Genomic DNA, 12,602 nt, shown 5'->3' on the forward strand with positions numbered 1-12,602 from the left:
GGCCACCAGCGAGAGCGTCCCGTGCTCACGCCGGGTCAGCTCCAGCAGGAGGGGGTCTGCCGAGCGGTGGGCGGGGCGACGCCCTGACCCCCAGGGCCGGCCGTCAGCCGTTCGCCGCGGCCTTCTTGATCGCTTCGCGGATCCGGGAGTAAGTACCGCAGCGGCAGACGTTCTCGATGCCGTCGATGTCGGCGTCCGTCGGTTGCGGCGTCTTCTTCAGCAGGGCCGCCGCGGCCATGATCTGTCCCGGCTGACAGAAGCCGCACTGCGCGACATCGCGGTCGAGCCATGCCTGCTGCACGGGGTGCAGCTTGTCGCCGTCGGCCAGGCCTTCGATCGTGGTGACCTCGCGGTCCGCACAGTCCGCGACCCGCACGACACAGGGCTGGATCTCCTCGCCGTCGAGGTGGCTCGTACAGGCACGGCAGACGCCCACGCCGCAGCCGTACTTGGGTCCAGTGACGTTCAGCATGTCCCGCAGGACCCACAGCACCGGCATGTCGGACGGGGCCTCGACAGTGACCGGCTTCCCGTTGAGGACGAAGGAGTAGGAGGGCATCAGCACCTTCTCGGAGGTCGGGTCAGAAGTTGAGAGGGAAGCGGCGGGGCTTGGAACCGGTCGCCCGGGCATAGGCGTTGGCGACAGCGCCGGCCGCGGCCGGGACGCCGAGCTCGCCCGCCCCGCCCGGTTCCCGCCGGGAGGGCATGATGTGTGCCTCGAAGCGCAACGGGGCGTGCCGCTGGCGGGCGTAGTGGAAGTCGGCGTAGCTGCTCTCGCGGACGGCGCCCCGGTCGATGTGCAGACCGGCCTGGAGGACGGTGGAGATGCCGTCGATCGCGGTGCCCATGAGCTGGGCCTCGATGCCGCGCGGGTTGACGGCCGTTCCCACGTCGGCCGCCATCACCACCCTGGTCACCCGGGGGTTCTTCGGGTCGGTGGCGTCGATCTCGACCAGGCAGGCCACGCAGGAGCCGTACTCCTCGTGGACGGCGACGCCCTGTGCCTGGCCCGCCGGCAGGGCCCGGCCCCAGTCACCGGCGACCGCGACCTTGTCGAGCACGGCTTTGACGGCCTTGTTCCTGAGTGTGGTGCGCCGGAAGGCGATCGGGTCCTTTCCCAGGCTCCTCGCGACCTCGTCGACGACGATCTCCTCCGCGGTCCGCATCGTCCCGGAGTCCACCGACCGCCAGGCGCCGAGGGGTATCGCCAGTTCGACCGATCCCGAGTCCCCGGACACACGGCCGAAGTTGTACAGGCCGCTGTCGCTGGGCAGCGGGCCGGAAGCACGTGCGACGGCCGGCGTCACCCCGCCCCGGGCGGACCCCTGAACGGACCCCTGAGCGGAAAGGCCCTGCCCCTCGTACGACTCGTTCACCGAGGCCATCGCGTGGGTGAACGCCACCACCCTGCCCCGTGCGTGGCTGGCCCGGATCCGGTGGTGGCTGGCCGGGCGCATCCGGCCGTGCCGGATGTCGTCGGCGCGGCTCCACATCAGCTTGACCGGCCGGCGTGCCGCCTTCGAGATGAGGGCCGCCTCGATCGCGGCGTCGTGGTCCAGCCGCCGGCCGAAGGAGCCGCCGCCCCGTACGACGTGGACTTTCACCTTCGAATTGGGAAGCCCGACCGCCGAGGCGATGCTCTCCCGCGCGTCCATCGGCGCCTGGGAGGAGAACCAGATCTCCGCGTGGCCCGCACGAACGTCCGCCACCGCGGTCAGCACCTCCATGGGGGCGTGGCTGACGAAAGCGAACTCGAACTCGCCCTCGGTCTGCGCCGATCCACGCGGCGGGTTGCCGAGCCGTGGGACGGCGGCCCGCAGCCGCGAGCGGATCGCGGCATCGGAGAGCGACGCGAGCGGCCCCGGTGCCCAGGTGATCCGCAGGGCGTCCCGCGCCTTGAAAGCGTGGTGGAAAGTCTCTGCCACCACGGCGACCCCACCAGCGACCTTGACGACGGCGTGGACTCCCGGCATCGCGCGTGCGACCCGGGAGTCGACCGAGACGAGCTTCCCGCCGAGCGTCGGCGGCCGGGCCACCACGGTCGGCTTCGCTCCGGCCACCGCCAAGTCCCCGGCGTACTCGGCCTTGCCGGTGACGATGTCCAGAGCGTCGATCCGGGTCGTCGGCCGCCCGATCACCCGGTGCCGGGACGCGGGCTTGGGTTTGCTCGACACGGCCGGCCGGCGGATCCGGGCGGCGCTCGCGGTCAGTGAACCGAAGGTGGCCGAACGCCCGTCCGGTGCGATCACCTTCGTGTCCCGGGTGCGCAGGAACCGGGCGGGAAGATTCCAGCGCCTGGCCGCCGCGGTCACCAGCTTGGCACGCGCCAAGGCGGCCAGCTCACGGGCCGGACCGTACAGCGAACTCACCGAGCTCGAACCGCCCGTGTACTGGTTGCCCTTGGCACGGGCGTCGGCGAGCGGGATGTCGACGTCGGCGAGCCGGGCATCCAGCTCCTCGGCGATCATCATGGCGACCGCGGTGGTGACACCCTGGCCGACCTCGACGCGCGGCAGTCGTACGACGACCTTGTTGGCTTCGGTGACTTCGAGGACCAGCATCTCCTCGTCGGTGCCGGTCACCAGGACGTCGGACGGCCGGCGCGTCGTGGCCGCGGTGGGCTCGACGCCGTCCGCCGTCGCCGCGTCACAGCCGAGCGGCGCGGCGACGGTCAGCGTGGATGCCGCGAGCGAGTAGACGACGAACTTCCGGCGGGACCACTGGCGGGCCAAGGGGAGCTCCTCTCCGAGTATCCCGGTGGTTCGACTGGTATGAGGGGTCAGCACTCTTCGGGGTTGCCTGCGGGAGCCGGCCGCCTGGGTGTGTTCCGCCGGGTCGAGCGGACGCCGCTCGCACGGCTTCGGCGGCGTCTCCTGGATGCCGGACGCCGCACTGCACGCAGGCAGGTGATGAAGCGTCAAGCGCCGTTGTCAGTGCCTCCCCATAAAGTGAGGACATCACTCGGGGAGCCTCGGAGGGGGAACACAAACGTGTCCGCAAACAAGATCCAGCACAAGGTGAATCACGTCGCGCTGGTCGTGGACTGTTCGGGTTCGATGCGTCCGCACCAGAGTCAACTCATTCGGGTTGTGGACGAGTTCGTGGCGGGACTGAAGGCCGAGTCGGACAGCCTCGGCCACGAGACACGGATCAGCCTCTATTCCTTCGACCACAAGGTGGAGAACCTGGTCTGGGACATGGACGTGAAGCATCTGCCGTCCATGCGGGGGCTGTATCAGGTCAACAATGGCGCTACGGCGCTCATCGAGGCTTCTCTGAAGTCCCTGGACGACCTGGGCCATATCTGGGAGGAATACGGCGAGCACAGCTTCCTCCAGATCGTCGTCACGGACGGTGAGGAGAACGCCTCCGGCGGCGACCGGCGGCACGACGGAGACATGGCCGTCCTCGGCCCCTGGCTCGACAGGATCACCGCGAAGATGCGCGGGCTTCCGGGCCACTGGACCTCGGCGATCCTCGTTCCGAACTCCCTGGCCAAGCGCACCGCGCAGAACTACGGTTTCCCGGCCGGGAACATCGCCATCTGGGACGCGGACTCCCAGAAGGGCGTCGAGGAGGCGATCGGCACCGTGCGCGCTGCCGCCACCAGCTTCCTCCGCGGGCGAGAGCAGGGGGTGCGCGGCACGAAGAACCTGTTCGCCGTTGGCCAGGACATATCGGTTGACGACGTGCGGGCGAACCTCGAACCGATTCCGGCTGACAAGTACCGGCTCCTGAAAGTCGACAAGGAAGTCGAGATTCGCGCCTTCGTCAACTCGCATCCGGGCGTGACGTACGAACGTGGTTCGTGTTACTACCAGCTGGGCGCCCGGGCTCAGGTTCAGCAGAACAAAGAAGTCATCGTGGTCGAGAAGGACACCGACCGCGCCTATACGGGCGACGCGGCACGCAGCCTTTTGTTCGGCTCCGATGTCCAGGGGACCGTCTCCGTGAAAGCGGGGAACAATCCCAAGTTGGAGGTGTACGTACAGAGTCGTTCGGTGAACAGGAAACTCAAGCCGAAGACGCGTCTGCTCATCATGCTGTGAAATCGGGTCGGCCTCCTCGACCGCCTCGGGTTTCGCGTCGGGCGTCGCGTCTGCCTGCGGCCCGGGAGTGTGGTCGCCCTCGGGCGGCGGTGTCCGGGAGGCCGCCACGGACTGCGTCACCGGTCCGCACCCGCTCTAGCTGACGCTGAGCACCATGCCGGGTTTCACCTGCGCGTACAGCCACTTGGCGTCGGCCGTCCGCAACCCGATCCAGCCATGCGTCACATCGCTCTTGCCGGGTGCCTTCTCGTCGTAGTTCAGAGCGACGACGTAGTTCGTACGCCCGTCGGCCGTGCGCAGTTCGACGACCCACGGCAGCGTGAGATCGTATCCGTTGCCGTTGCCGAGGCCGAGCTCCGCGCTGTCCATGGTCTTCGTGGGGAACTTGGCGGTCACGGTCATCAGCCCGGTCGGCGTGGGGTATTGGGCCCTGCCCGACGAGACGGCCAGCTCGCGGCCGGCGATGGTCAGCAGCCGCCGGGAGAGGTCGACCGTGGCGGCGGGCGAGGGCGCGGTACCCGACGCCGCCGCAGCCGGACGCTGCTCGGTGCCGCCGAGTCCGGTGGTGAAGCCGATGACGACGGCTGCCACGACGGCGGCGACGGCGGTTCCGGCGAGAGCCCCGTGCCGTCGGCGTCTGCGCCAAGCCGCCCGGCGGCGGATCTCCGTGCCGGGGACCCGCGGGGGCGTCTGGTGGGCGTCGGCGACATCCCGCAGCGCGGTGATGAGGTCGCGGTCATCGGACACGGCCGTCCTCCTTCTCCCCCAAGTGCCCGGCGAGCGCCGCCCGGCCGCGCGTCAGCCGGGCCTTGACCGTCCCGAGGGGGGCGCCGGTCTCGGAGGCTACCTGCTCCACGCTCAGGTCGCACAGGTGGTGCAGCACGATCGCGATCCGCTGGACCTCCGGCAACTGCCGCAATGCCTCGACCAGCGCGGCGTGTTCCGGGCCCGGCCCGGGCGTGTGCGCCTCCGGCGGCGTACGCCGTACGAGCTCCAGCCAGCGCCGCGCCCGGCGCCAGCGGCTCACGGCCAGCCGGGTGGCCACCGTACGGATCCACGCCTCCGGCGCCTCGTCGGCGAGGAAGTCGCTCCGCCGGTCCCAGGCCCGTACGAACGCCTCCTGCACGACATCCTGCGCCTCGCCGTGGTCACCGGTCATGGCGAACAACTGGCCCACCAGCCGCGGGAACGCCGACGCGTAGAACGCGTAGAACTCGTCCTCCGTCATCTCCCGCCGCCCCCGAAAAATTCACGCCATCGCGTGCAACCCGACCTGACCCGCCGTGCGTACAGGTCGCGTACATCGAAGCACAACGAGGGGGGAACCCGATGACCACGGGAGTCAGGATTCGTCACGCGGCCCTGGCCTGGACAGCGGCAGCCGCCTGCGCACTCGCGCTCGCGGCCTGCGCGAAGCCGGTGGCCGGCGCGAGTCCAGCGCCGGCGACCACCGCACCGGCGCCCCCGCCCACACGTACGGCCACGCCGACACCCATACCGGATCCCGCGGCCCTCAAGGGCGTACACGTCAACATCGCCGACGACCGGACGGTCGGCGTCGGCATGCCGATATCGCTCACCTTCGACCGCCCCGTCCCCAGCGCCCAACGGGCCGCCGTCCAGGGGGCCTTGACCGTCACCACCGCCCCGCATGTCACGGGTGCCTGGAGCTGGATCAAGGACCGCAACCTCCTCGACGGTCAGCGCCTCGACTACCGCCCCCGCACTCCCTGGGCCCCCGGCACCGCCATCACCTTCCGGGCGGGCTCAGCCGCTGCCCGCCACTTCGCAGTCGGCCGTTCGCTGGTCGCCACGGTGGACGTCGCCGCCCACACCATGACCGTGGTCAAGGACGGTGTCACCCGCCGCGTCCCCATCACCGCCGGCGCACCCGGAATGGACACCTGGAACGGCACCATGGTCGTCGCCGACAAGCAGCGCCGCGTCTTCATGGACTCGCGCACCGTTGGCTACGGTGACGCCTACCGGGGCTACTACGACTACGCCGTCCACCTCACCGCCTCCGGCACCTACCTCCACGAGAACCCCAAGGCCGACCGTTACGCCGGCAGCCAGAACGTCACCCACGGCTGCGTCGGCCTCGCCACCGACGGCACCGCGCGGCGCTTCTTCGACGAGGTCATCCCCGGTGACATCATCCGCGTCGTCCACTCCAAGGACACCGTCGCTCCCGGCAACGGCTACGGCGACTGGAACATCCCCTGGGACCAGTGGCTTGCGGGCAGATCGTCGCGCTAGCGCCGGAACCGGGAGCCGGAGGGCAGCAGTCTCTCCGGAGCAGAGTCCAATGACCAGCCAGGCAAGTTCAACCACGTAAGGACAACGGGGACCACCATGCACGTCGCGCGCAAGAACTGGAAGTTTTCCGTCCTGGGAGCGGCGGCCCTCGCCGCCCTCCTCTCCACCACGGCCTGCGAGCCGGACGGCACGAACAACGGCGCGGGCACCACCGCGACCGCCACCCCGAGCGCGACCCCCTCCACCCAGCCCGGCGGCACGGCCACCACCGCGACCGCCACCCCGAGCGCGACCGCCTCCACCCAGCCCGGCGGCACGGCCACCACCGCGACCGCCACCCCGAGCGCGACCGCCTCCACCCAGCCCGGCGGCAGGGGCGCCGGCACGACCGGCGGCTCGCAGGGCTCGGGCGGTGGCTCGGGTCACTCCGGTGCGTCGGGCAGCGGTGAGAGCGTCACGGCCGCCTGCGCTCCCGCGAACATCTCGATAGCTACGACGGCCTACGCACACGACTCGGTCCGGCACCTCCTCCTCACGGCCACCAACACCGGCGACAAGGAATGCGCCCTCTACCGCTACCCGACCGTGCGCTTCGACAACGGGCGCGTAGATCAGGTCGGCCCGATGGAGTCCGAGATGAAGGGAGCCACCATCGGGCCGGGCAAGAAGGCGTACGCAGGCATGCTCCTTTTCCGGACCGGCGCGCGGACCGACGTCGTGGAGACCATGACCGTCAGCCTCGCGGGTCGCGTCTCCAACGTCGATGCGGACAGCCGGCCGATCGACGTCCCGCTGCCCGACGAGACGCCCTTCCTGAACATCGACGACGACCCCCTTGTCTCGTACTGGAACATCAGCCGCAAGACGGTTGAGAACAACATGTTCAAGGCCGCAGGCGGCAACTGACCATCGACCGAAGACCGCGCCGACGGGGACCCGGGACCCTCCAGGTCTACGACGCCGGCAGAATCGGCTGTCGGGACAATGCTCGCCGACCACCGGCGCAGACGTGAACGGCGTCGGCCCACCGGACTGTGCCGGCGGGCCGACGCCCCATTGGCAGGGACGGGGACTGGCACGGTGGCTGATGCTCCGTTTCCAGTCCCCGGCCTGCTCAGGAGTGCTGTGTGCCCGGCATCGTCTCCCAGAACGCGCACTGGTGTTCCGTCGAGTACCGGTCATCGTCGATCAGGGCACTCCTGCCCCCCGCCCGCAGCGACAGCATCAGGCCCTTGCCGCTGTGATAGCCGGGCCAGCTCGTCTGCCGGGCGACGGCCGGCCGGCCGGTCTTCGTGAACGCGCCCCAGTACCGCGTCATCTCGTGGGCGAGCCGGCGCTCGTCGGCGTTGAACAGCGGGGCGATGGGTGTGCCGTTGTTGAAGCTGGGCCAGATGTAGGCGAGTTCCGCGGCGTGGCCGGCCCCCCAGACGTAGCCGGGGATCTGCGTCAGGCCAGGGCCGGTCCGGTGGTCGAACTCGTACGCATAGGTGGGGGTGTACCGCGCGAAGGTCCGGGCGAGCGAGCGGAGTCCGCACCCTCCGATCCCCGAGATCATCCCCGAGTCGGTCATGATCCCGCCGATGAGGTACGCCGCGGTGTACCGGTCGGACGTATCGGGCCAGGGGTAACGGGCGAGGACCTCGTCGGCGCGGGCGCCGGCGATGCCCTGGACGAAGGCGAGGTAGGCCTCCTTGCCCGCGCCTATGTAGCCCGCGGCGAAGGTGCGGCCCTCGTCACGGTTGGCACCGACGACGACGGGCACACGGGCGAACCCCCCGCTGTCCAGCGCCTCGCGTACTCCGGTCGGGAACGTCCCAGTCCCGTCCACGAAGCCGGCCGAGAAGGTCCGGCTCGCGTCGAGGAGCGTACCCACCGAAGCCGACCGCAGACAGTCGAGGACGGCCGCCTGAGCCGTGCCGTCGCAGCCCGCCTGCCGGGCGAACGCCGTCCCGGCGGCCTCCGCCCGGGCCTGCGGTCCGCTGGTACAGGAGCCGCTCTGGATCATGGCGCGGGCGAACAGCCCGCGCGAGCCGGGCGACACCAGATGCCCGCAGACGGACCAGCCGCCCGCGGACTCGCCGTCGATGGTGACCTCATCGGGGTCCCCGCCGAAGGCGGCGATGTTGCGCTGCACCCAGCGCAGCGCGGCCTGCTGGTCCATGAACCCGTAGTTGCCGGACTCGCCGTCCTCCTCGGTGAGGGCGGGCAGGCCGAGGAAGCCGAAGGCGCCGAGTCGGTAGTTGAGCGAGACGCCGATGACACCCGTCTCCTTGACGAGCTTCGACTCGTCGTTCTGCGAGCCGCTGCCGTTGGTCAGGCCACCGCCGTGGATGAAGACGTGCACCGGAAGGCGGGCGCCGGCCCGTACGCCCGACGGCCGCCACACGTTGACGTCGAGGCAGTCCTCGGTCTCGCTGCGTGGTCCGTTGCCGCTGGGCAGTACGGGGCAGGGATTGCCGAAATCGGCCGCGTCCCGGACGCCGGTCCACCGCGCCGCGGGCTGCGGCGGCTTCCAGCGCAGGGAGCCGGTGGGCGCCGCCGCGTAGGGGATGCCGAGGAACCTCTCGACGCCCTTCGAGGTGGCGCCGCGCACAGCGCCCTTGTCGGTGGGCACCACGGTCGGCGCACTCGCGGAGGCCGTCGCGGGCAGCAGCCCGACGACGGCGAGGGACATGGCTAACGCGCCGCCCAGGACAGTACGGATTCTGCTGGCAGTCATGGATGAGAACCTCTCTGGCCGGGTGCCGGCCGCGGCGGCGCGGCCGGGCACCCTTGGTGGTGGGGGGAGGGAGCCGGGCCCGGGCGGGCCCGGCATCAGACGCGGCTCGGCACCCGGTTGACGGTGCGAGCCGTGCGGTCAGCGCGTGACGTCGACCCCGCCGTGCAGGGGGAGCGTCCGCGACGAGGAGCCGACCCACACCTCCCGGTGCCCGGTGCCGAGCACCCAGGCGTGGGAGGACGTGTTCCAGTACTTCAACTGCTGGGCGTCGACCCGGATGTGTACGGTCTTCGACTCACCGGCGCGCAGATGCACCTTCTCGTAGCCGCCGAGCGAGCGCACCGCCTGCGGCGCGGTGGTCTTCGGGCTCGCACCGACGTAGACCTGGGCGACCTCGTCGCCGTCACGGGTGCCGGTGTTCTTCAGGGTGAACGAGACGGTCACCCCGCCGTGACTCTGCCGTACCGCGAGGTCGCGGTAGGCGAAGGAGGTGTACGACAGGCCGTGGCCGAAGGGGAACAGCGGGGCGGCCTTCTCCTTGTCGTACCAGCGGTAGCCCACGTAGACGCCCTCGGAGTAGTTCTCCTGGTTGTCCACTCCCGGGTACCTGAGCGGGTCGCCGGCGACCGGTGTGGCGGACTCGCTCGCGGGGAACGTCTGGGTGGTCCTGCCCGACGGGTTCACGTCGCCGTAGAGCAGCCGGGCGGTGGCCTCGGCCCCGTTTTCCCCGGGGTAGTACGTGTCGAGCACCGCCTTGACCTTGGACAGCCATGGCATGGTGACCGACGATCCCGTGTTGAGGACGACGATCGTGTTCGGGTTGGCGTCGGCGACGGCGGAGATGAGCCCGTTCTGGTCGGCCGGCAGGGAGAGGCTCTTCCGGTCGAAGCCCTCGGTTCCGTCGTCGTAGGCGAAGACGATGGGGGTCTTCACCTGGCGGGCCAGGGCCACGGCCTGCTCCCGGGCGGCCCGCGCGGCCTGCGGGGTGACCCAGTTCAGCCGGATCTTGGTCGGTGCGCCCTGGATCGCGGAGGCGCCGGCCGCGATGCTGTGCGTTCCCGCCGTCAGGTGCACCGTGGCGCTGCTGGAACCCAGGAAGCCGGTGATGACGCTCTTGCCGTCGATCTTCAGCGTGCCGTACGCCGCGGGAAGGTCGTAGACGAAGGAGTAGTCGCCGTCGGCCGGCACGGTGAGGGTGCCGCTGTAGTTGAAGGAGGCGTCCGGTGTGACGGGGATCGTGCCGTCCGAGCCGACCGGCAGGGCGGGGTTGAGGGCCGCCGCGGGAATGGGGGCGCCGGTGTTGTCGCCGCCGGCGGCGTAACGCACCTTGGCATTCCGGCCGGCCCGCTGCGTGATGGTGTCCAGCGGCGAGGACGCTGAGTCCGGTACGACGTAGGAGCTGCCGCCGCCGGTGACCTTCGGCGTCTTCGCCGTCGGGCCGATGACTCCGATGCTGGTGTCCTTGCCGGTCAGCGGAAGCGCCTTGCCGGTGTTCTTCAGCAGGACGGAGCCGGACTCGGCCACCTTCTGCGCGATCTGGGCGCCGCCCTTCGGGTCGCGTGCGGGCCGTCGGCCCGCGGCGCCGTCGAGGAGACCGAATTTCTTCATCTGGCCCAGGATGCGGGCGACCGCGTCGTTCAGCTCCGAGACCGGAATGGTGCCGTTCGTTATCGCGGTCTTCAGTTCGTCGCCCAGAAAGACACCGCTCGGCATCTCCTGGTCGAGGCCGTTCACGATGTCGGTCGTCGCGTGGGCCGCGCTCCAGTCCGACATGACCCAGCCCTGGAAGCCCCACTGCTCTTTGAGGATCGAGTCGAGCAGTTCGTCGCTGCCGCAGCCGTGCTTGCCGTTCACCGAGTTGTACGAGCACATCACCGCACCGGCGCCGGCCTTGACGGCGGCCTCGAAGGCGGGCAGCTCGATCTGACGCAGGGTCTGCTCGTCGACGTTGACGTTCACCCCCATGCGGTTGTCTTCCTGGTTGTTCTCCGCGTAGTGCTTGACGGTGGCGATCAGGCCCTGGCTCTGAACGCCCGCGATCTCGCCGGACACCATGCGTGAGCTGAGCAGCGGGTCCTCACTGAAGGTCTCGAAGTTCCGCCCCGCGTACGGCACCCGAATGATGTTCGTCATCGGTGAGAGCAGCACGTCCTGGCCGAGCGCACGGCCGTCGCGTCCGATGACCTGGCCGAACGTACGGGCCAGTCGGTCGTCGAAGGACGAGGCGAGCGCGACCGGCGCCGGCATCGCGGTGGCGTGCGCGTTGACCCGGACGCCCGCCGGCCCGTCGGTGAGCCGCAGTTCGGGGATACCGAGGCGGGGAACCCCGGGGATGTATCCGGCCTGGCCGAGTTTCCGGGGATCGGTGCCTCCATGGACGAAGGACAACTTCTCGTCCAGCGACATCCTCGCGATGAGGGCGGCGACGCGGGGAGACACGCTGCCGGTGCCCCGGGCGTCGCCCGCGCCCGAGGCGCCGGGGGCCACGGCCGTGCCTGCGGCAAGGAGCATCGCGCTCGCTCCCGCGATCAGCCCGGTGCGGCGCAACCGGCCTTTCCTGCGACGCCGTAACGATGTCCGAGTGAACTCCATGCGGGCTCCTCTTCAACGAATACTCGACGATTCACATGTACTCGCCCAGATCGTCCGCGAAGCCGCCGATGAGCGCCGCCGGCACCGGAAACAGGATCAGAGCGACCAGTGCCGAGACCCGTTTGGTCATGGTGACCAGCAGGAGTACGGCGATCGTGGCGAAGCCCAGGGCTGCCGGCAAGGTGGCGCTCGCTTTCTCGGGGACGGCCCTCGGCGGCGGTGGGCGGGGCTGGGCGGGGGCAAAGCCGAGGTGTTACGCGAGAGTTTCGGAGCACCACCGGATCGGTGTCCAGCATCAAACCGAGATCTGTCCATGCGATGAACGCATCAATCAACGCAGGCGCCCTGCACTCGTCGGCCATGGAGGCCACCACCCTGCGACAACTGACGGCATACGCGGCCGTCGCCCGGGCCGCGAGCTTCACCGCGGCCGCTGCGGAGATGCACGTCTCCCAGTCCTCGCTCAGCCGCGCCGTCGCGGACCTGGAACGGCTGCTCGGCGTCCAACACCAAGGGCGCCGCCGGAGTCACCGGCTCCGGCTTCATCGCCCTGGCCGCCACCCTCAGCGCCGTTCCGCACGTCCCCGTCGCCGCACTGGCCCTCATCTTCGGCATCGACCGCTTCATGTCCGAGGCCCGGGCACTGACCAGCGTGGTCGGCAACGGCGTCGCCACCCTGGCGGTGGCCAAGTGGGAAGGGGAACTGGACGAGGACCGCGCCAGGGCCGTCCTCCGCGGCGAGATCCCGTACACCTCCGCCCCCGAGGCCGATCACACCCCCGAGCCGCACGCCGATCCCGCACCGGGTGAGAAGGCCGGGGCCGCCGACGTCAAGGAAGCGGCCGGAACGGACCGTGCTCCCGTGCCGGCTGACGGCTGACGTATCCACACAGCCGGTCCGGAGCTCGGGCTCCGGACCGGCTCTTCTCGTGACCAGGAACACAGCGCTCATTCCTCCAGGTCAACGGCGGTGCAGAGCGGGG

At 70.3% G+C, this 12,602-nt stretch carries 10 protein-coding genes and 2 pseudogenes; 5 read left to right on the forward strand and 7 right to left on the reverse strand.

The annotated features are described in order from the left end of the window. Window positions 1-103: 103 nt before the first annotated feature. Both ACIBK3_RS04480 and ACIBK3_RS04485 read right to left on the reverse strand, forming a co-directional pair. Complete coding sequence (locus ACIBK3_RS04480) at window positions 104-559, reverse strand: (2Fe-2S)-binding protein (protein ID WP_399361758.1); 456 nt, start codon at window positions 557-559, stop codon at window positions 104-106. 22 nt (window positions 560-581) lie between these two features. After that, window positions 582-2,732 (reverse strand): molybdopterin cofactor-binding domain-containing protein, encoded by a 2,151-nt coding sequence (locus ACIBK3_RS04485; protein ID WP_399361760.1) that lies wholly within the window; start codon window positions 2,730-2,732, stop codon window positions 582-584. A gap of 258 nt (window positions 2,733-2,990) precedes the next feature. Between ACIBK3_RS04485 and ACIBK3_RS04490 the strand changes: the two genes are divergently transcribed. Then, window positions 2,991-4,049, forward strand: a complete 1,059-nt coding sequence (locus ACIBK3_RS04490; RefSeq protein ID WP_399362121.1) for a VWA domain-containing protein — start codon at window positions 2,991-2,993, stop codon at window positions 4,047-4,049. Window positions 4,050-4,184: 135 nt separating this feature from the next. Here the strand turns inward: ACIBK3_RS04490 and ACIBK3_RS04495 are convergent, their stop codons facing one another. After that, window positions 4,185-4,796 (reverse strand): L,D-transpeptidase, encoded by a 612-nt coding sequence (locus ACIBK3_RS04495; RefSeq protein WP_399361762.1) that lies wholly within the window; start codon window positions 4,794-4,796, stop codon window positions 4,185-4,187. Beyond that, complete coding sequence (locus tag ACIBK3_RS04500) at window positions 4,786-5,277, reverse strand: SigE family RNA polymerase sigma factor (RefSeq protein WP_399361764.1); 492 nt, start codon at window positions 5,275-5,277, stop codon at window positions 4,786-4,788. The genes ACIBK3_RS04495 and ACIBK3_RS04500 overlap by 11 nt, the downstream gene beginning before the upstream one ends. Before the next feature lie 101 nt (window positions 5,278-5,378). Here ACIBK3_RS04500 and ACIBK3_RS04505 point away from each other — a divergent pair, with 101 nt between their 5' ends. Then, window positions 5,379-6,308, forward strand: a complete 930-nt coding sequence (locus ACIBK3_RS04505; protein WP_399361766.1) for a L,D-transpeptidase — start codon at window positions 5,379-5,381, stop codon at window positions 6,306-6,308. A 96-nt stretch (window positions 6,309-6,404) separates the two neighbouring features. Further along, a complete protein-coding gene (locus ACIBK3_RS04510; protein ID WP_399361768.1) occupies window positions 6,405-7,214 on the forward strand; it encodes a DUF4232 domain-containing protein in 810 nt (269 codons plus the stop codon). 208 nt (window positions 7,215-7,422) lie between these two features. On the opposite strand, the gene ACIBK3_RS04515 is transcribed toward ACIBK3_RS04510, so the two are convergent. From ACIBK3_RS04515 to ACIBK3_RS04525, 3 genes are all read right to left on the reverse strand, one after another. Next, a complete protein-coding gene (locus ACIBK3_RS04515; protein WP_399361770.1) occupies window positions 7,423-9,027 on the reverse strand; it encodes a carboxylesterase/lipase family protein in 1,605 nt (534 codons plus the stop codon). 138 nt (window positions 9,028-9,165) lie between these two features. After that, window positions 9,166-11,619 carry a beta-glucosidase gene (locus ACIBK3_RS04520; RefSeq protein WP_399361772.1) on the reverse strand — a complete coding sequence of 818 codons (2,454 nt, stop codon included), beginning with the start codon at window positions 11,617-11,619 and terminating at the stop codon, window positions 9,166-9,168. 31 nt (window positions 11,620-11,650) lie between these two features. Then, window positions 11,651-11,800 carry a hypothetical protein gene (locus ACIBK3_RS04525; RefSeq protein ID WP_399361774.1) on the reverse strand — a complete coding sequence of 50 codons (150 nt, stop codon included), beginning with the start codon at window positions 11,798-11,800 and terminating at the stop codon, window positions 11,651-11,653. A gap of 179 nt (window positions 11,801-11,979) precedes the next feature. Between ACIBK3_RS04525 and ACIBK3_RS04530 the strand changes: the two are divergent. Together ACIBK3_RS04530 and ACIBK3_RS04535 are read left to right on the forward strand one after the other, a co-directional pair. Beyond that, window positions 11,980-12,114, forward strand: a pseudogene (locus ACIBK3_RS04530) (LysR family transcriptional regulator); the annotation flags it as partial. 13 nt (window positions 12,115-12,127) lie between these two features. Beyond that, window positions 12,128-12,499, forward strand: a pseudogene (locus tag ACIBK3_RS04535) (cation:dicarboxylate symporter family transporter); the annotation flags it as partial. Between the last annotated feature and the right edge of the window lie 103 nt (window positions 12,500-12,602).

This window comes from Streptomyces sp. NPDC050287 (assembly GCF_044459385.1).
Classification (GTDB): Bacteria; Actinomycetota; Actinomycetes; order Streptomycetales; family Streptomycetaceae; genus Streptomyces.